The sequence below is a fragment of the Paenarthrobacter sp. JL.01a genome (assembly GCF_025452095.1).
Classification (GTDB): Bacteria; Actinomycetota; Actinomycetes; order Actinomycetales; family Micrococcaceae; genus Arthrobacter.
The window spans coordinates 1128954-1148573 of the sequence record NZ_CP104877.1 but is presented as its reverse complement, the minus strand read 5'-3'; the positions used below and the strand labels follow the sequence as shown (position 1 = coordinate 1148573).

Here is a 19620-nt window from a genome sequence, read left to right as displayed (position 1 = left end):
AACCACGCTTAGTGCTGTTCCTGCTACTTTCCGGTCCGGGAATCAAGACTGCCTCTGAGTCCGCTCAAGATTTCATCAAGCTTTGGATTAATGGCACGTGGGCAGTTCGACGCGTCCTACTGTTGAATCGTGAATCTATTGTTCCGAGGCGGGAGGGATTTGGTGTCTGAGTATGACGAGTGCACAGACGCCCTGGTGGATCACACCGTCCTGACCGATTTGAAGGCCGAGCTCGGCGGGGACCCCGCCATCATCGACGCCTTCGTCCGCAACTACGTTTCGTTGTTGCCCTGGCGGGTATCCCGCTTGCATCGGGCACTGGACAACCTGGACATCGAGGACGCCATGGACGCCGTCCTCAGCCTGAAAACGTCCAGCCACATGGTGGGCGCGATCTGCATGAACCGTCTGGCCACGGAGCTGGAAATCAGCATCCGCCTGCTCCCCAACGGCGATCACTTGCTTGAGCTCAGGCCGAAGGTCACCACCATTGACCAGTGCGTCTTCGGGACGATCCGCGAACTGGAATCACCGATCGGGTAAATTTCTTCACCTTAATGAAGAAAACCATTGACTCGCTAAAAATCTTCACTATAGTTGTGTGAGTTAGCTCACCAACGAAGGATGCGGCAATGACAACCGAGACTCCTGCTCCCCCGGCCACCAGCGAACTGCTGGCGACGGTAGGAAACAAGGTGCGCACCATGCGCAAGGCGAAGGGCATGACCCTGGCCCAGCTCTCGGACATCACCGGCCTCAGCCAGGCCATTGTCAGCCAGATCGAACGCGGCATGGCCAACCCTTCCTTCACCACGTTGGCACAGTTGGCGCACGGCCTGGACATCCCCGTAGGGAGGTTCTTCATCGGCCAGGACGAATCAAAGTCTCCCGTAGTCCGCAAGTCAGAGCGGCGAAACCTTGTGAACGTCACCCGTGAATCGGTGGGATCGGCAGTCCACGAACTGCTGACCCCCAACCGGGACGGAAGCATCGAAGCGCAGTGGATCAGTACGCCCCAAGGGCATGACACCAGCGCAACCCCTTTTACCCACAGCGGTGAAGAGTTCTGCTACATCATCTCGGGCCGTAAGGACGTCTTTTTGGACGGCGTCTGCTACAGCCTCGAAGAGGGCGACTCCATCACCTACTCCTCAGAGATCCCCCACTGGTACAAGAACAGCTACGAAGAGGTATGCGTAGCCATCTGGGTCAACGCACCACACGCGTGGTAACGCAGCTGCCCTCAGGCGGCCTGGGCGTTTTCCCTTAACTGTCCGGACACGATCATCGTGGCCGCTGACACTCCTTGCCACTTTCGCATCAGGCGCTTCCTTCAACAGGCGTCCCTGCGTCATACCCTTTCACGCCTTCCACGGCGTCAGCGTAAGGAAACTTCCATGCTCGACACACGAACGACGGACAGCGAAGTCCCGTCACCAGGAACCCAACCAGCCTCCGCACAGAGGAACACCAAGTTCGCCCCCGAAGTCCGCAAAGGCCTTCTCGGCCTGGGCCTGGGAAACGCCCTTGAGTGGTACGACTGGATGGTCTTCGGCCTCCTGTCAGCTTTCATCGGCCCCAACTTCTTTCCCAATACCGACCCCCTGTCCGCGACGCTCAACGCCTTGGCTGTGTTCGCCGTTGGATTCGCTTTCCGGCCGCTGGGCGGCATCCTGCTGGGAACCCTTGCTGACCGCATTGGCCGGCGCCGCGTGATGTTGCTGTCCATCATGCTCATGGCCGGAACAACCCTGGTCATCGCCGTCACGCCCAGCTACGCCACCATCGGCCCGGCTGCAGGCATCATCCTCCTGGTGTGCCGTGTCCTCCAGGGCATCTCCACCGGCATCGAAGCTCCACTTTCCACCTCCCACGCCGTAGAGCTGGCGCCCGAAGGCCGTGAAGGCTACGTGGCCGGCATCATGTCCTTCTACGTGAACATCGGCATCCTTATGGCCTCCCTCGTCAGCTTCCTCTGCAGCCTGGTGATCGGCGGCGCAGCCATGGGCGAGTGGGGCTGGCGCGTTCCGTTCATCATCGGCGCACTCTTTGGCTTTGTGGTCCTCTACCTGCGGCGCTCCCTCCCGGAGACCCTCAAGGAAGAGGAAATGGCCACGAACACTCCCCGCGCCGTATGGAAGGGTGTAGGCAAGCACTGGCTCTCCGTCCTCGCGATCGTGTTCGTTGTGGGCGCGGCACAGGCCTACAACTACGCTTGGAACGTCGGACTCCCCAGCGCAGCTCGCAGCGGGTTCAAGGAAGACCCCACCGCCGTCTTCGCCCTCACCACTGTCCTCGGCGTCATCCTGGTCGTCGGCAGCTGGGTCATCGGCAAGCTCGCAGACGGCAAGGCAATGTCCCGCTGGTTCCTCGTGACCCGCATCCTTGCGATCCCGTCCGTGTTCCTCATGCTGCTCTACGTACAGCCGGGCATCGGCGGCTTCGCGGCGGTCCTCCTGGGCGGCTCGATTGTCCTGGTGCTCAACATGACCCTCTACAACGTGGTCAGCTCCTCCCTGATGCCCAAGAACATCCGCGGCACCGGCGTCGCCCTCGGGTACGGCATCGGCGTGGCCCTCTTCGGCGGCACCGCCTCCTACCTCCTGGTCTGGTTCCAATCAATGAACCTCACCTGGATCTTCCCGGTCTACGTGGCCGTCCTGTCCATCCTCAGCATCGTTTTCTACCTCGCCGCCCGCCGCTCCAACGGCATCCACGTCGGCAAGTAAGGACCTCACCATGAACTCCCTCGAACTCTCCAGCACGACGGCGGACCTCACCGCCCCGGTTATCTCCCGTTCCGATGTACTCGTCGTAGGCGGTGGCCCCGCAGGTGTGGCCGCTGCCGTCACCGCAGCCCGCTCCGGCGCGAAAGTCACTCTGCTCGAACGCTACTCATCATTGGGTGGACTCGCCTCCGGCGGCATGGTCCTGGTGCTCGATGACATGATCAACGGCCAGGAAATCACAGTCACCGGCATTGTCTCCGAATACGTGGAACGCCTCCAGAAGCTCGGCCTGGCCATCGTTCCCCCCGCCGATCACCGCAAGACCTCCGAGGAACTGTGGAACAAGTGGGGACGCTACGGCACCTTCGATTTCCACTCCCACACCAACCCGAAGCCCATCTGCTACGCCGCCGCCTTCGACCCCGATGGCTGGAAGCGCGTGTCCAACGACCTCGTCCGAGAAGCCGGAGTGGACCTCCGCCTCCACTCGTGGTTCTCCCGCCCCATCGTGGACAACGGCGTGATCAAGGGCGTCATCTGCGAAACGAAGCTTGGCCCGCAGGCCTTCCTGGCCGACGTCGTCATCGACACCACGGGCGATATCGACGTCGCTTCGCGTGCCGGCGCCAGCTACGCAAAGGACAACTACCTCACCACGCTCGTCTTCCGCCTCGGCAACGTGGACACCAACGCAGCCGAAGCCTTCGAACAGGCCAACCCCAAGGAAGCCCGAGCCATCAACCGCAAGATCAAGCGCATCCTCGGCGGCGCTTGGGAATTGTGGTGGCTCAAGACGCCCATTGAAGGCGTCGTGTGGTGCAACGCCCCGCACATGACCGGCTTCGACGGCGTGGATCCGGCAGACATGACCGCGGCCGAGTTCGCCGCCCGCGACCGGATCTCCGAGGCCGTGGATTACGTCCGGGCCAACCTCCCCGGCTTCGAAAAGGCGTACATGCTGGATGTCGCCTCCCAGATGGGCGTCCGCCAGACCCGCCTCCTGCAGGGCGAGTACATCATGACCAAGGACGACGTCACCCAACGCCGCCACTTTGCCGACACCGTGGCCCGCGGCCGCGACTACTACTACCCCTACCGCTCGCTCCTGCCCAAGGAAGTCGACCAGCTCCTGGTGGCCGGCCGCCACTACTCCGCCACCCCCGAAGCCCAGAAGATGTCGCGCGAAATTCCGCCCTGCATGGCCATGGGCCAGGCTGTCGGTGTGGCAGCAGCCCTCGCCGTCGAGAGCAACATCCTGGTCCGCGATGTCGCGGCAGCGGACATCCAATTGGGCATGCGCCGGCACGGCGCGGACCCCGGCGATGTCCCGTCGTCGAACGCCACCGTCGACTCCGAAGCTGTGGTGCCGGCATGAGCCTCATGACTGCAGAAAATACGGAAAGCACGACGGCGGCCCTCGCCGCCGCGGCTCCCGCACCAACGCCCCTCCCGCTGGAGGGAATCAAGATCGTGGACTTCACCCAGGTGTTCATGGGTCCGTCCTGCACCCAGCTGCTGGGCGACTACGGCGCGGACATCATCAAGGTGGAACGTCCTGGCGCCGGTGATATCTCGCGCAATTCCTTCCCCGACCAGGACGGCCAGGACAACCCGATCTTCCTCTCCATCAACCGGAACAAGCGCAGCGTCTCCGTGGACACCCGCACCGATGAAGGCCGCGAGGTGCTGCACCGGCTCATGGCCGACGCCGACGTGGTGGTCAGCAACTTCCGCTCCGGCGTCATGGAACGCATGGGCTTCGGCTATGAGGACCTGAAGGCGGAGAACCCCGGCATCATCTGGGCCTCCGGCACGGGGTTCGGACCCGTTGGACCCTACTCGCACAAGGGCGGACAGGACGCCATTGCCCAGGCCTACTCCGGCGTGATGTGGCGCCGCGAGTCCGAGGACACCAAACCCGCCATCTACCCCACTACCTTGTGCGACTACATCACCGGCATGCACCTCATGCAGGGAATCCTCCTGGCCCTGCGTACCCGGGACAGCTCTGGAGTGGGGCAAAAAGTGGAAGTGACCATGTATGACTCCATGCTGCATCTCCAAATGCAGGAAGCGTGCATGCAGCTCAACCGCGGCTACGAGGTCAACTGGGGCGCCATGCCGCTCAGCGGGGTCTTCGAAACCACCGACGGCGCCGTGTGCATGGTGGGCGGCTTTACGCCCGATCCCCTGGCCCGGATTTCCGATGCCCTGGACCTCGATGAGGACCTCACCGAACGGCCGGGCTTCGCAACTCTGGAGCAGCAGTTCAAGAACAAGCCCGCGCTTCAGGCCATCTTCCGTGAACACTTCGCCACCAACACCACTGAGTACTGGACGGCGAAACTGGAAGAACAAGGAGTGCTGAACGCCCCCGTCCACACCCTGGAACAGGCGCTCGCAGACGCCCAGACTGAAGCGAACGGCATGATCGTCGAAGCCGAACACCCCTCGGTGGGAACGGTGAAGATGCTGAATGCCCCCATCCGCCTCTCGGCAACCCCACCGTCGATCCGCCGCGCCGCTCCCCGCCTGGGTGAGCATAATGTGGAGGTCCTGCTCGAGAACGGCTTCGATAAGGAAACCATCGAACGCCTGCAGCAGCTGGGGGTCCTCCGGTGAGCGTTGTCGCAGAACGGGTAGACGAGGTCACCCTGGACATCACCGACGGCGTGGCGACAGTGACCATCGACCGCCAGCACGTCCTGAACGCAGTGGACGGCACCACCCACGCCCGGCTCAACGAGGTCTGGTCACAGCTCGAAAGTGACCCGACTGTGCGGGTCGTCGTGGTCACCGGCGCCGGCCCTCGCGCCTTCTGCGTCGGCGCCGACATGTCAGCCGACGCCGTGGACAAGACCGGCCTGGAATACTGGGCCGGACTGGATCCCAACGGCTTCGGCGGCCTGAGCCTGCGCACCACCCTCGATGTTCCGGTGATCGCCCGAGTGAACGGCTATGCCCTGGGCGGCGGCATGGAAATCGTCCTAGGCGCTGACATCGTGGTGGCCGCTTCCAACGCCAAGTTCGGTTTGACCGAGCCCCGCGTTGGGCGGTTGGCGCTCGACGGCGGCATCCACCAGTTGGTGCGCAGGGTCCCGTACACGCAGGCCATGGGAATGCTGCTCACCGGGCGCAAAGCCGATGCCGCAGAGATGCAATCCATGGGACTGGTCAATGAGGTAGTGCCGGCCGAGGAGCTGGACGCCGCCGTCCAGAGGTGGGTGGACCAGATCCTGGCATGCGCACCCACCTCCGTGCGCGCCGTGAAGCAGATGGTCACGCAGACCGCGCACCTCACGGCCAAGGAAGCCCGCGGCCTCAGGCTTCCGGCACTGATGGCGGCACTGGACAGCGAGGACTCCGCAGAAGGGGTCAGGGCGTTCCAGGAAAAGCGCCCACCCGTGTGGCCGGGACGCTAAACCGTCCCCGGCACCAGCCATCCCAATCAGTAGTCCGCATTGAAAGGAACCACCATGCCTGTCCCTTCTGCGCCCAAAAACCGTGAATCCCTGTCGTCAGGTGTCTGGGGCGTCGTGGCCACCCCCTTCCAGGGCAGCACACTCGACGTTGACCTCGACAGCCTCGCCGAACTCGTGGAGCACTACGAGAGCATCGGGGCAACCGGCCTCACGGTACTTGGCGTGTTCGGCGAAGCAGCCGCCCTCACTCCGCAGGAACGCCGGGACGTCCTGGAAACCGTGGTCGAGTCCACTGCCCTCCCCTTGGTAGTGGGTGTGACCGCGCTCGCCACGCGGCCAGCCATCGAAGAGGTCATGGCAGCGCAGGTAGTTGCCGGACCACGCCTGGCGGCGGTCATGGTGCAAGCCAACTCCGCCGGGGCAGAAGCGGTGATCGCCCACCTCGACGCCATCCATCGGGCAACCGGGGCCAAGGTGGTCCTCCAGGACTACCCGCTGGCCAGCGGCGTCTCCATCTCCACGGCAACCTTGACTTCAGTGGTGAATGCCTGTGCATACGTCATCGCCGTCAAAGCCGAGGCCCCGCCGACCAGCGTGGCCATCGCCGACCTGAGTGCCGCCGTCGGGGTTTCCATCTTCGGCGGCCTGGGCGGCCAAGGCCTCCTGGACGAACTCATGGCAGGCGCCTCCGGCGCGATGACCGGCTTCTCCTACCCCGAAGCCCTCATAGCGTGCGTCCGGGCATGGCAGGACGGCGGATACGAAGCCGCCGAACGCGAACTTCAGCCCTACCTGCCGCTCATCAACTTCGAACAGCAAGCCAAGGTAGCCCTCGCCATCCGTAAGGAATGCCTCCGCGAGCGCGGACTCATAAAGGACTCCGGGGTCCGGGCACCGGCTGCACTGTTCCCCGAAGCCCTGCGGGGCTCCATGGCAGTCCACTTGAAGGAAGCGGCGTCTGCGTTGGATGCCCGTGCAACGGCAGGGAGTTTCTGATGGACCTCGGAATTGCAGGAAAGACAGCACTCGTAGCCGCATCCACCGGCGGGCTCGGGCTTGCCGTGGCCAGGGCGCTCGCTGCCGAGGGTGTCCGGGTGGCGGTGGTCGGGCGTCGTCGGGACCGCGCCAAGGAGATTGTTGCCGAACTTCAGGCAGCCTACGGGACGGGAACGTTGGGCATCGGATCGTTGGGGACCAGCGGCTTTGACTCGGTCGCCATCGAAGCGGACCTTGGCACCCTGGAGGGCATCGAGTCCGCAGTGGACCAAACTGTCGCCAACCTCGGGCCGATCGACATCCTGGTCCTCAACGGGCCCGGACCGAAGCCGGGGGCAGCGGCAACCCTGACGTCCGAGGACCTGGCCGCTGCGTTCGAGCTCCTGGTCAAGCCGCACCATGCCCTGGTATCGCGGGTGCTGCCCGGCATGCGGGAACGCCGCTGGGGCCGCATCCTGGCGATCGGGTCCAGCGGGGTAACCGCGCCCCTGCCCAACCTGGCCGTTTCCAACACCGGACGCGCCGCCTTGGCCGGCTACCTCAAGACCCTCGCTGCCGAGGTCGCATTGGACGAGGTCACCGTGAACCTGCTCCTCCCCGGTCGGATCGCCACCGACCGCGTCACACAGCTGGACCAGGCCGCAGCCAAGCGCCGTGGCACCACATTGGAGGACATCCAGCTCGAATCCCGCAAGACCATCCCCGCCCGCCGGTATGGAGAACCCGCCGAGTTCGGCGCCGCCGCCGCCTTCCTGTGCAGCGCGCCGGCGTCGTACATCACCGGAGTCGCACTGAGGTGCGACGGCGGCCTGATCCGAAGCCTCTAACCCCTTAAGGACCAACCATGACTTCCACAACTTTGGACACCAACATCACTACCCTCACCGCCCAACACCTCATCAATGGCCAATGGCTCGGGTCAGCGGACACGGAACGGATGAACCCGGCGCGGCCCGGCGAGTTGGCCGCCCTCTCCCCCAGCGGCACCGCCGAGGACGTGGATGCCGCCATCACGGCTGCCGCTGCTGCCCAGCCGGGCTGGGCCGCTCTGCCTGCCCCGTCCCGCGGGGGCATCCTCATTGCCGCAGGGAATCTGTTGATCGAACGTCAGGCGGCCATCGCCGAGGACCTGGTTCGCGAGGAAGGCAAGACCCTGGCAGAAGCGAAGGGCGAAGTGAAACGTGCCTCGGACGTCCTGCGCTTCTTCGGCTCCCTCGGCTGGGCAGCCACCGGCGAAGTCCTGCCCAGCGGACTCCCGGACACCACCATCACCACCCGCCGCGAGGCACTGGGCGTTGTTGGCCTGATTACCCCGTGGAACTTCCCTATCGCCATTCCCGCCTGGAAGAGCGCCCCGGCCCTGATCAGCGGCAACACCGTGATCATCAAGCCGGCCGAGCTCACCCCTTTGTCCGCAACCCACCTTGCCCGGGCATTGCAGGACGCCGGCCTCCCCGCAGGCGTGTTCAACGTGGTCCATGGCAAGGGCCGTGTTGTGGGTGACGCCCTGGCGCGCGATCCCCGTATCGCCGGGCTGTCCTTCACCGGTTCCACCAAGGTGGGCCTGGGTTTGCAGGAGATCCTGAACGCCCGGCGGGCCCGGGTGCAGCTGGAAATGGGCGGCAAGAACGGCGTGCTGGTGCTGGACGACGCCGATCCCGGCAAAGCCGCGCAAGTAGTGGCCGCCGGAGCGTTCGGGCTGACTGGCCAGGCCTGCACGGCAACCTCCCGGGTGTACGTGACCCCAGGGATCCGTGCGGCGTTCCTTGAAGCGCTGGTGGCCGAAGCGGCCGCATACAGTACCGGCGACGGGCTCTCGGAGGGCACCCGGATGGGCGCAGTGGTGAGCAGGCAACAATTCGAGCAGGACCAGGCAGCGGTGCGTACCGCCGTCGAACGCGGCGCCACCCTCCTGCACGGAAGCTACGACGGCGATCCCTCCGGCGCGCTGTTCTTTCCGGCTGCGGTGCTCACTGACCTGCCCTTTGACGACGCAGCAGTGACGGAGGAGATCTTCGGTCCCGTAGTGGCTGTGCTCGAGGTACCCGACTACGAAGCGGGCCTGGCCGCCATCAACGACTCCCGCTACGGACTCACAGCAGGCATCTGCACGGACTCACTTGCGCTGGCAACCGACTTCGCCGCCCGGGCGCAAGCCGGCGTGGTCAAGGTCAACCGTCCAACCGCCGGGCTGGATCTCAACGTACCGTTCGGCGGGGTCAAGGACTCCTCCACCAACACGTTCCGCGAACAAGGACGGTCCGCCCTGGACTTCTTCACGTGGGGCAAAACCGTCTACACCGGCGTGTAGTCGGATATGAGTTACGTGATCGCGCAGCCCTGCGTGGATGTGAAAGACAAGGCCTGCATCGACGAGTGCCCTGTCGATTGCATCTACGAGGGCGCGCGTTCCCTCTACATCCACCCCTCCGAATGCGTGGACTGCGGGGCATGTGATCCCGTGTGCCCTGTGGAAGCAATCTACTTCTCAGAAGACGTCCCCGACGAATGGGCAGACTATGTCAGGGCCAACGCGGAGTTCTTCGACGACGGCCCCGGGCGCTCGCTGCCGGAGACGGACCACCCGGTCATCCAGGGGGAACCCACCCGCGTCCCCGTACCCAACTAAATGACAGCAAACGTTCCACTGAGGTGCTGTCATGTCTCAGGACCTTGTAGACAGTTCATGTCTCAGGACTTCGTAGACAGTTGGTGTCTCATGACTGTGTAGACAGTTCGTCCTGGTGTGTGGGGTTCCGGGGTTTGAGTTGTGGGTAGGTGGTTCTTTTCTTGCGGGCGCCTCGGGGGTCGGCGGCGACTCCCGAGGGTTTACCGTTGCCGACGTACCGGGTTCCTTGCGGTGGCCGGGGGTGGGTGATGATCTCGGTGCCTTGTGCTCCGAAGAACATGATGTCGGCGTCGTCGTAGAGGACGTGCACGGTGGTGCCGATGTGTTCTTTGCCTAGCTTGAAATGGGTTCCGAGGATCGTCACGGATCCGTTTCGGTTCACTGTTCGTTGCGCGCTCTGCCGTTCCCGGCAGGGTGAAACGGGTGCAGGGGTGAGCGGTGGGGGTGTTTTGGGTGTGGCGTTCCATGCTTCGATTGGTGTCATTCCTGCTGGCAGGCCCTGATGTTCGCGTTCGTTGTTGTAATACAGGTCGAAGGCGTCCACTTGGGCCTGAAGTGCGGTCATGGTGGACGCCGGTGGCTGCCGGTGCAGGTATCGGTGCAAGGTCTGATGGAAGCGTTCGTTCTTGCCTTGGGTGGTGGGTTTGTAGGGTTTGCCCGTGATCGGTTCGACACCCAGGGCTTTGAGGAACTCCACCAGAGCCCCGGAGCGCCCGCGACGGGTGGGATTCAGTGCCGTGCCGTTGTCAGAGAGGAATCTCTGTGGCGTTCCGTGGCGGTCGATCGCCTGCGTGACGACGGCGATAGCGGCAGCACTGGTTTCCCCGGTCGCGACCAAGGACGCCAGGGCCAGACGCGAATGGTCATCTATGAGTTGGAAGATCGCCACTTTCTTACCGCCGGCGAGCTGCCACTCGGTCGAGTCGATCTGCCAGCACGCGTTCGGTTGCGGATAGACGAAGCGTTTGTACGCGCTCCGTGGCTTCTTCCGAGGCTCGGGCACGACCATTCCGGCCCGGACAAAGATCCTGGCCACGGTGGCTCGCGACGGCGGCTTCAGACCCATCCTGGAGAGCTTGGCGATGACGGAGAGCGGGCCGTGATCGAGGCCCCTGTCCTGGAGGTCTGCTCGAGTATCGAGCAGCAGCTCGATCATGGCCGGCTCCGTGACAGTGGGCATGGTCTTCGGGACCGTGGGTTTCTTCTCCAGCGCTTTCACTGGCCCGACCTCCGAAGCGGCCGCCCGGACCCGGTAAAACCAGGCCCGGGAGACATTGTGCTTCCTGCAGAACGCTGTAACCGCGCCCCTGGGCGAATCCTCGGACCACGTTGCCACAGCATGCCGGATCTTGATGTCGGGCTGGGATTTACTCATGGACAGCAGCAAACCCGCCCGACAAATGTCCACGATGTCCTGAGACAGAGTGTCTACGAAGTCATGAGACAGAACTGTCCATTAAGTCATGAGACTCCACAGTTCCACTGAGGTGCCAGTGGAACGTTTGCTGTTACCCAGTTGGGTGGGAGTTAGTTGTTGCTTGCGGCCGGCGCGAGCCTGTAGCCGACGCCGCGGACAGTTTCCAGCCAGCGCGGGTTTTGGATGCTGTCGCCGAGCTTCTTGCGCAGGTTGCCCATGTGCACCTCAACGGCGCGTTCGTCCGCATCACTGACGTAACTGCCGACGTCGTACGGTTCGTTGCGCAAGCGACGGGCGAGGTCGGCCTTGGTCCGCACGATCCGCCCGGTTTCCAACAGCGCCAGCAGGAGGTCGAACTCCGTACGCGTGAGCTTCAGCTCGCTGCCGTTCAGGGTGGCGGTGCGGGAACCGGCGGAAACGGCCAGGCCGTTGTGCACCAGCTCGGGATCAGCTGGTTCCGGCGCGCTCTTGACGTCCGACGACGACCGCGGCCTCCGCATCATTGCCTCCACGCGGGCGCGCAACTCGCGCGGCCGGAACGGCTTGGTGAGGTAATCGTCGCCACCGGCTTCCAAGCCCATGAGCGTATCGAGTTCCTCGGCACGGGCCGTGAGCATGATGATGTACGCGTCCGAGGACTTGCGGATCTGCCGTGCGACCTCGAAGCCGTCAATGTCGGGAAGGCCAAGGTCCAGGGTGATAACGTCCGGATTCAATTCGCGGGCAGAGGTCACGCCTGCCGTACCCGTAGACGCTGTGTGGACGTCAAACCCTGCCTGGGAAAGTACAACCCGCACCAATTCGCGAATATCCTGGTCATCTTCAATAACCAGCCCCACACGTACTTCACTCATCGCTGCCCCTCAGCCCCTTCGATAACCTCAGAAGTATATCCGTTATGGTTAGGCTGATCTCATGAACCGAATTTCTTCCGCACACGTGGTGGTTGTGCCATGACCCAACCCTCAGCGTGGGATATTGGTGAAAAGAAGAAATTGCTGGTTTTTCAGCGCTCGTTCCATGAACATACCCTGCGGATGCGGGTTGTCCTCAGCCAATTGCCGTTATCGGTGTGTGTCTGTATCTCGGCCATTCTGGTGTGGCTGTTTTTCCCCGCCACCCTTGAGAACCCGCTGTTCCTGGTCTTCCTGCTAAGCCAGGCCCTCCTGTTGGCCCTGTGCATCGCGATTCCTTGGCACAGGTTGCCTTTTGCCAGCTTCCTCGCCATCCCGATCCTGGACATGGTGTCCATCGGATTCGGCCGCGAAGGAGGACAGGAAGCGCTCACGGGCCTCAGTGTGCTGGTGGTGTTGCCTGTCATCTGGTTGTGTGCTTCCGGGCTGTACCCGCGACTGGCAATAGCACTGTCCTTTTTGGGTCCGCTCGGTATTGTCTGGATCCCGGTGTTCGTACATGACCAGGTCAGCGAGCAGGCCCTCACAAAACCCCTTCTCTTCCCGATCCTGATCCTGGGCATCGGTGTCTCAGTGAGCGTCCTGACGTTGAGCATGGTCCGTCAGCAGCGCGCCCTGGAGCAAAAAGATGAGGCATTGAAGGAAGCCCTGGACATCAGCACCAAGCAGGAACGCTTGCTGAACACGGTCATGGAGGCCCTGCCCCTGGGCGTGGTGGCGGTCGACGGCGACGGGCACGACATCCTCATGAACCGCCGCCAGCGCCAGAGCCACGCTTTGGCCACCCCTTCGGACAACGCGGATCCCAATGAGTCGGAGCTGTTGGTCTTCGACACGGACAGGACAACGCCCCTGCCTCCGGATCGGCGGCCGGTACGGCGGGCTGTCCTGGGCGAACGCTTCACCGACCAATTGGTGTGGCTTGGCACCGGCCCCGAGCAGCGGGCCTTTACCACCAGCGCCCGCCCCATGCTCGACGACGACGGCAAGTTCGCCGGCTCCGTGGTGGTTTTCAGCGACGTCACCGACCTCGTGAACGCGCTGGCAGCCAAAGACGAGTTCGTTGCCAACGTCTCCCACGAGTTCCGCACTCCGCTGACGTCCATCCTGGGCTACGTCGAACTGATCCTGGACGACGCCAACACTTTGGACAGCCATTCCCGCAAACAGCTCGACATCGTCAAGCGGAATGCGGAGCGGCTGCTCACCCTGGTGTCCGACCTGTTGGCTGTGCGGTCAGGCCAAATCGTCATTCAACGGCACACGGCAGACGTTGCGGAACTCGTTCGAGGCAGCGTCACCTCTGCCGAACCGCGGGCAGCAAAAGCCGGCATCAAGCTCTCGATGGACCTTCCCGACGCCCTCGAAGCCCGCGTGGACTCTTCCCGGCTGGCCCAGGTGCTGGACAACCTGGTCTCCAATGCCATCAAATACTCCCCCGACGGCGGCGATGTTGAAGTCGCCGCCTGGGAGGACGACGACTTTATCTTCTGCCGGGTCAGCGACACTGGCATGGGCATGAGCGAAGAAGAACAGGCTGAGGCCTTCACCAAATTCTTCCGCGCCGGGAGCGTGCGCAAGAGTGCCATACCCGGAGTCGGGTTGGGCCTGCCCATCAGCAAAGCCATCGTCGAGGCCCACGGCGGAACCATCACCCTGGAAAGCGTGCCGGGACAGGGAACCACCTTCACCGTGAAGATGCCCGCGTAACCCTACCGCGTGGCGGGTGTCCCGCCTACCAGCCCGGATTCGCGACGCCGGCCGAACAGGAAGTAGCTGACCGGGCCAAAGAAGTTGATGAACGACGCCGCACGCCACAGCGCCTTCTTGCCCCGGATTTGTGAATCGGGAGTCCGGCCGAGGCTGCGCTGGGCGGCAACCAGCAACGCCAGGTTGACTGCGCCACTGAGCACCACGGATACGCGCTGCCCCTTGCTCATATCCCGCCACGACTTCTTGCCGGCCATAGTGCCTCCTATCGGCGAACGGTGTACTTCTCAGGCTAGTCCGACGCCGACCGTCCCGCCACAGCCTGGCGGACGACCTCGCCCCAGGACTGTTCCGCGAGGTCAGCCACGGCGGCCAGGATTTCCGACGGCGGCCGGGACAGGTCCAGCGGGTACTCGACGATATCGATGTCGGTGTTCAGGATGCGCCGCAGTTTCACTTCCCCGGCTCCTGCATAAACCAGCCAGGCCGTGGGAACCCGCAGGGCCGTGCAGTAGGCCAACAACTGGTAGTGGTCCGCGCTGAGGGAGGCTCCGGCGTCGGACGCTGCCTTGTATTTGGAGTCGTAGACCACCACGGGACGGCCACCGAGGAAATGGACGGCATCGGGCCGGACGGTCAAACGGTCGGAATCGCGGACGGCTTCGTTGAGGAGTGCGCCGTACTGGAGGCGCATCTCCCCCGGATAAGCGCTCATGGCGCTCCGGAGGGCAGTCCCCACGAACTCTTCGAACACCTGCGCCATGTCCACCACGAACGATGCCGTGCGCTGTTTGCCTTGGCCTGCCTCCGCGGAGCCGTTGCGCAGGATGACTTCAGCCAGGCGAAGCGCGGCGTGGAAGCGAAGATTCATGCGGCTGGCCCGCCACGGCGGCAGCGGCGCACCGGGCTGGAGGCGGGTGACGGCGTCGAGCTTTCCCTTGAGCTGCCGCAGGCGGCTCAAGACGTCGGGCCGGACCCCCGGAACCTGTCCCATGCGTTCCAAGGCGGCTCGGAGGATGCGGTTTTCGGCGATGTCCTCGGTAAATTCGTCGTAGGAGACCTCCAGCGGCACCAACATTCCGGGGCGCCGGGAGATCTGGTCCGAGATGCGGATCCGGCCCTTAACGGTCCGCAACGATTCCTCCACGTTGAGGTAACCCTGGAGGACTCCACGGCTGAGGGCCTTGTCCGCCAGCTGGGCCAGGGATTCGGCGAGCGCGCTCCACAGGTCCGGGTGCTCCACGGCTTCCACGGAGTGGTCCCGGAAGCCTTGCTCGCCGGCATAGCTGAGCAGGAACAGCAGACGGTTCAGGCCCAGCCGGTCCTTGGGCCGGACCTCCAATTGGATGGTGGCCGTCCGCACGGAGCCCACCTTGCCGGCCGGCTCGATGCGGTACAGCCCCATGCCCATGGGCGAGGCTTTGGCCAGCCCACTGGTGTTGACGAACGCAGCGGATTCGGGATCAAGCTTCTCCACCACCCCACCGGAGAGCTCGTCCATGACGATATGCCGGGGCCCGGTGATGGGTTTCCTGGCACTGGCCGGTGCCCTTGCCGGCCTTGGGGGGATGGCGCTAGCGGTCGCCAAGACGTCCCAGCAACTGGTCCAGGCCGAAGCGCTCTTCCAGCTGGGCTCGGTTCAGTTGCCCGTGGTAGTGCTCCTCCAGCAGCGGCATGAGTTCGTACTTCCAGATACGGCGCAGGCCGGTGGGGTTCTGTGCCGCGTTCTTCATGAAGTACGACGGTCCGATCATGAGGTCCCGGTCCCAGTCGTCGATTGCATCGTTGAGGGCGTCCAGCAGGTCCGCGTTCAGCGTGTCCAAGCCGCGGGCTTCCAGGAACCGGCGCAGCGAACCGCGCACCGGTTCAACTTTCGGGTGCAACTCGATGAACGCGAAGCGGCGCCGGATGGCCGCGTCCATCATGGCGATGGAGCGGTCAGCGGTGTTCATGGTGCCAATGATGTACAGGTTGTCCGGCAGGCTGAAGGGCTCATTCGGGCTGTACTGCAGGTAGATGCGGTCATCCCGGTACTCCAGCAGGAAGTACAGCTCACCGAAGACCTTGGCCAGGTTGGCGCGGTTCATTTCGTCGATGATCAGGAAGTACGGCTTGTGGGCGTTCTCCGGCTTGGCCGCTTCCTCCGCGAGCCGTCGCAGCGGTCCGGCCACGAGCTTGAAGGAGACCTGGCCGTCGTCGGTCTTGTCGGGCCGGTACCCCTCAAAGAAGTCCTCGTAGGCGTACGAAGGATGGAACTGGACAAGCTTCACGCGTTCGTCCGTGTGGTCGCCGGCAAGCTCTGCAGCCAAGTGCTTGGCGAGGTAGGTCTTGCCTGTACCCGGAGGGCCGTAGAGCACCAGCTGGCGGTTCTCTTCCAGCAGTTCCGCGATCTCCTGAAGCGGCTCCAGGTCCATGTGCAGCGAAGCCGCGAATTCTTCCGTGAGGGGACGGAACCCCTGCTGGACGACCTCGACGGCGACCGTCGGCGGCGCTTCGTCCTCACCGTCGGTTTCTGCCTCAACGGGGAGTAGTTCCTGAAGAGCTTGGATGACCCTGGTGACGTCCACCAGGATGCCTGGGGTGGACAGCTGCCGCTGGGCGTGGCGGGGCAGTTCGGGAATGGCGTAGCTGTCATCGAACCAGCGGACCTTGCGGCGGATGCGCCGGTTGTCCTCGTCGTGCTCGGGCTCGCCAAGGACTACTCCCACACGTACCCGGCCAGCGTGCTGGTACAGCGTGAGGTCACCCGGTTTCATGACTGTGAGGAAGGCGAACACGGCCGTTTTGGTGTCTTCACGTTCCACATAGCCGAGGTGTTTATAGTCCTCGTCCACGGCGTGCTGCACTACCCCGGCGGTGACTCCGGCCGTCAGAGTACGGAGGTGCTGGACATCAAGGGTGGCCTTTTCCTCGGCAACCCAGGAGGCGAGCAGTTCCGCGTTGTCGTGGTGGGTGCGCAGCAGCCATGACCGGCGCCCCGGATCCCCCACCTTGCGCCATTGGCTGACCAACTGGCGGGCATACCAGTCGATCCGCTGCCCGGCTTGCTCGTCCAGGTGCAGGCGGATGCGGTGAATGTCGGCCGTGATGTCCTCGTCCGTGTCACCCTTGGCGCCACCGACCAACGAGGCAAAGGCGTCCCGGATTTCGCGGCGTTCCACATCGGCCACCACCGGCTCGAAGTAGCTCGGCCATACCAAGTACTCAATGCTCCGGCGCAGGGCCGGCTGGTCTTCCGGTGTTGCGGCTGCGAGTTCATGAAAGGCGTGCGGGTCGCTCAGCGCCCGGTTGATGGTCTCCGTGCTCTGGCTGTCCACGTGGGCAACAAAGCGGCACAGCCACTTCAGGTGGTCCCAGATGGTCCAGTTGAACTCTGCTGTGCGGTCACGGATCACACCGTGGTCCGTCATGCCCTGGTACAGCTCTTCCGGGAGCTCAACGGGCGGTTCAACCCAGGACGCTGCCTCGGCCACGCGGGCGCGTTTGACCCTGAGCGACTTGACCTCGTGGGCCAGCGGCAACGACTGCAGGAACAGCAATTCCACGGCCAGCAGTTTCGCTTCCCGTGAGGCACCTTCGAGGTTTTGCCGCAGGTTGGTCATCATAGGCGCCTTGGAATCCTCAACGCCGCGCTCGAGCCTTTCCAGCAGCTCGGCAGCAGCATCCGCAGTCCAGGTCAGTGTCCGGCCGTCCAGCGCCGAGGGTTTGCCGTGAAGCGCCGGACCGAGCACATACCAAGCTGCGTCCTCGATCTCTTTGGAGACTCCGGGGGCGCGGTCAATGGCAGGTTTCAAGGAGGGAATCACCCTGCCAACTTACCTTGTTTGGTTTAGCCAAGCATCTGGATATCCACAAGCTTTCCGTGCTAGTGCATCCCGAATTGGTAGGCCGCAGGCACCGGCTCCTCCGGGCACACTTCCTGCCAGAGTGCCGCGATGGCATCCTCTCCCTCACGGAGATCGGGAACCTCGACGCCCTCACGCAGGATCGCTGCGGCCTCGGCTCCGTGCCCGCCCCTGGCGAGCGCCAGCGCCCTAAGGAACCGCAAGCGTCCGACGGCGGGTCCCCCGCTGGGTGCCGACTCCACCAGGTCCAGCGCCATGACGGGGTCGCCGTGCCGGATGCTCAGCGTCACCGCTTCCAGCAGCAAGGCAGTGGCAGTCGAATCGGTTTCGACACCCGTCCGAAGTTCGGCAAGGCCTTCCTCATCCTTCCCCGCCGCCAGCAAGGCCAAGCCCAGTCCGCGTTGCGCCAAAGCCCGGGTCCGACGCCGGACGCCCTTGGCCTCCAGGACCTTCAGATAACCTTCCTTTGCACCTGCCAGGTCCTGCCTGGCATGCCGCATGGTGGCCAGGTGGAAGAGCGCCTCAGGACTGTCCTGTGCTGCGAGCAACTCCTCCCAGTCGACTCCCGCAACGTAACCGGGGGCGCCGTCGAACGTTTGTCCCTTCAGCAGCCCAAGCCAAGGTTCCTGATCAGCTGTGATGCTTTCGTCCACGAACGGTGTTCCGCTCTCATCCACCCACTTTCGGCCAAGGCGTCGGCGCCGGGTCCGTTCCACGACGCCCCATCCGCTTCCTTGCAACAGCATTTTCGACGGCGGCACGTCGGCGTTGCTGATCGCTGCAGGGAGCATGGCCTCAAGTTCGTCATGCGGCAGGAGGTCCTCCAAGCGCTCCCCGGCGTGGGTAACCGCAGCGTCCCAGTCCGTCCCGTGCGAGGCGCCGGCGTCCAAATGTCCGTTGCCATACGCCTCCACCCACGCCCACTGCGCGCCCGCAGGCATCAGCAAATGCTCAAACTGGGTCTGCGCCAAACCGGCCTGGATTTCCGCATAAGGACCTGCGCCGGGGCTCAGCCATTCCTGCCAGCGTTTGCCGCCTTGGCCCTGGCCCCACACGAAGAGCTTCTTTCCCCGCAGGAGCCCTGTGGACAACATGGTCAGTCCGTCGCCGTCGTCGTCCGCTGCCACCACCCAACGCCGTTCGGAGGGGTCGATGTCGAAGAAGAAGTCCGCCGCGTGCGGGTTGTTGACCAGCCACGTGCCGTCACGGCCCTCATGGGTGGTGGGACGGACGCGGGTGATGTCCGTAGCGTAGTCGCTGCCGTACGCTTCGTGGGCCGGCGCGATCACACGGGTTTGGTCCGTTTCCGGGATGGCGGCATTGCTCCACCAGTACATCGGTACATCGTGGTCGTTCGGGTTCCGGATCCGGACCGCAGCGAACACCACGGGAGAATCCGCGGGCAGCCAGATGTCCACCTGGAACACCACCTCACGGAGCCGCTCGTACTCCCACATGCGCAGGACGTGTTTGCCATCCGGAGTGTGCACGATCGCCGCGTGCAGGGGGTCGCAACTGGTGGGCGAGTGTCCCCGGGTGCCGATATTCCACTCCAAACCGCCGGCGAACCAGGCCTTTCGCAGTGCGATGTTGGCCAGCTGCGGGGCATCGTGGGTGTGCAGGAGCTGCTTGCCGGTCGCCTTGTCGAAGATCTCCCAGATACGGCCACCCAGCGACGGCAGGACCGTCACCTTGAGCTTGCTGTTTTCAAGCACGACGGCGGGCACCTCCCTGGGTGCGGCGTCGCGGCTGTAGCCGTCCTGCATGAGGTACGGGTACACGTTCGGCACGACTCCATAGCGGGTCGAGGCCTGGAGTGCCTCCGGCACGCCGTCTCCCACGGTGTAGGGCTGGTCGAGTTCGGCTGCGACAACGGGAAGCGGGTTCAGCGGACCGAGTTCGGCCATGGTCAGGGCGATGGTGGTGACGGTAAGGGTGGAGGTTGCGGTGCTTGGCAC

At 64.0% G+C, this 19620-nt stretch carries 17 protein-coding genes; 11 read left to right on the top strand and 6 right to left on the bottom strand.

Translation table 11 applies throughout. The annotated features are described in order from the left end of the window. Positions 1-162 precede the first annotated feature (162 nt). The 10 genes from N5P29_RS05580 to fdxA all read left to right on the top strand — a co-directional run bounded on the left by N5P29_RS05580 (position 163) and on the right by fdxA (position 9776). Entirely contained in the window at positions 163-543 is a 381-nt protein-coding gene (locus N5P29_RS05580; RefSeq protein ID WP_262277652.1) for an Hpt domain-containing protein, read from the top strand. Positions 544-632: 89 nt separating this feature from the next. Next, positions 633-1232, top strand: a complete 600-nt coding sequence (locus tag N5P29_RS05575) for a helix-turn-helix domain-containing protein (RefSeq protein WP_262277651.1) — start codon at positions 633-635, stop codon at positions 1230-1232. A 165-nt stretch (positions 1233-1397) separates the two neighbouring features. Then, positions 1398-2729 (top strand): MFS transporter, encoded by a 1332-nt coding sequence (locus N5P29_RS05570; protein ID WP_262277650.1) that lies wholly within the window; start codon positions 1398-1400, stop codon positions 2727-2729. 10 nt (positions 2730-2739) lie between these two features. Then, positions 2740-4104 (top strand): FAD-dependent oxidoreductase, encoded by a 1365-nt coding sequence (locus N5P29_RS05565; RefSeq protein ID WP_262277649.1) that lies wholly within the window; start codon positions 2740-2742, stop codon positions 4102-4104. Positions 4105-4109: 5 nt separating this feature from the next. Then, positions 4110-5351, top strand: coding sequence for a CaiB/BaiF CoA transferase family protein (locus tag N5P29_RS05560; protein WP_262277648.1), 1242 nt, complete (start codon positions 4110-4112; stop codon positions 5349-5351). After that, a complete protein-coding gene (locus N5P29_RS05555; RefSeq protein ID WP_262277647.1) occupies positions 5348-6151 on the top strand; it encodes an enoyl-CoA hydratase-related protein in 804 nt (267 codons plus the stop codon). Before N5P29_RS05560 ends, N5P29_RS05555 begins: the two co-directional genes overlap by 4 nt. Before the next feature lie 54 nt (positions 6152-6205). Further along, positions 6206-7147 (top strand): dihydrodipicolinate synthase family protein, encoded by a 942-nt coding sequence (locus N5P29_RS05550; RefSeq protein WP_262277646.1) that lies wholly within the window; start codon positions 6206-6208, stop codon positions 7145-7147. Beyond that, positions 7147-7974 (top strand): SDR family oxidoreductase, encoded by an 828-nt coding sequence (locus tag N5P29_RS05545; RefSeq protein WP_262277645.1) that lies wholly within the window; start codon positions 7147-7149, stop codon positions 7972-7974. Before N5P29_RS05550 ends, N5P29_RS05545 begins: the two co-directional genes overlap by 1 nt. Before the next feature lie 17 nt (positions 7975-7991). Further along, complete coding sequence (locus tag N5P29_RS05540) at positions 7992-9458, top strand: aldehyde dehydrogenase family protein (RefSeq protein ID WP_262277644.1); 1467 nt, start codon at positions 7992-7994, stop codon at positions 9456-9458. 6 nt (positions 9459-9464) lie between these two features. Beyond that, positions 9465-9776, top strand: coding sequence for a ferredoxin (gene fdxA / locus N5P29_RS05535; RefSeq protein ID WP_262277643.1), 312 nt, complete (start codon positions 9465-9467; stop codon positions 9774-9776). A gap of 88 nt (positions 9777-9864) precedes the next feature. Here fdxA and N5P29_RS05530 read toward each other — a convergent pair whose 3' ends face one another. Both N5P29_RS05530 and N5P29_RS05525 read right to left on the bottom strand, forming a co-directional pair. Beyond that, positions 9865-11151: a DDE-type integrase/transposase/recombinase gene (locus tag N5P29_RS05530; protein WP_262277642.1), complete on the bottom strand. Its 1287-nt coding sequence runs from the start codon at positions 11149-11151 to the stop codon at positions 9865-9867. Between the two features lie 152 nt (positions 11152-11303). Continuing rightward, on the bottom strand, positions 11304-12047 hold the full coding sequence (locus N5P29_RS05525; protein ID WP_262277641.1) for a response regulator transcription factor: 744 nt from the start codon (positions 12045-12047) through the stop codon (positions 11304-11306). Positions 12048-12146: 99 nt separating this feature from the next. Between N5P29_RS05525 and N5P29_RS05520 the strand changes: the two genes are divergently transcribed. Beyond that, the gene (locus N5P29_RS05520; RefSeq protein ID WP_262277640.1) at positions 12147-13817 is read left to right on the top strand and encodes a sensor histidine kinase; all 1671 of its coding nucleotides are present in this window, start codon (positions 12147-12149) and stop codon (positions 13815-13817) included. A 2-nt stretch (positions 13818-13819) separates the two neighbouring features. On the opposite strand, the gene N5P29_RS05515 is transcribed toward N5P29_RS05520, so the two are convergent. From N5P29_RS05515 to N5P29_RS05500, 4 genes are all read right to left on the bottom strand, one after another. Then, on the bottom strand, positions 13820-14074 hold the full coding sequence (locus N5P29_RS05515; protein ID WP_144663263.1) for a PLDc N-terminal domain-containing protein: 255 nt from the start codon (positions 14072-14074) through the stop codon (positions 13820-13822). A 35-nt stretch (positions 14075-14109) separates the two neighbouring features. Beyond that, positions 14110-15318 (bottom strand): 5-methylcytosine restriction system specificity protein McrC, encoded by a 1209-nt coding sequence (locus tag N5P29_RS05510; protein WP_262277639.1) that lies wholly within the window; start codon positions 15316-15318, stop codon positions 14110-14112. Positions 15319-15391: 73 nt separating this feature from the next. Then, positions 15392-17623, bottom strand: a complete 2232-nt coding sequence (locus N5P29_RS05505; RefSeq protein WP_262277638.1) for an McrB family protein — start codon at positions 17621-17623, stop codon at positions 15392-15394. A 59-nt stretch (positions 17624-17682) separates the two neighbouring features. After that, positions 17683-19620 (bottom strand): DUF5107 domain-containing protein, encoded by a 1938-nt coding sequence (locus N5P29_RS05500; protein WP_262277637.1) that lies wholly within the window; start codon positions 19618-19620, stop codon positions 17683-17685.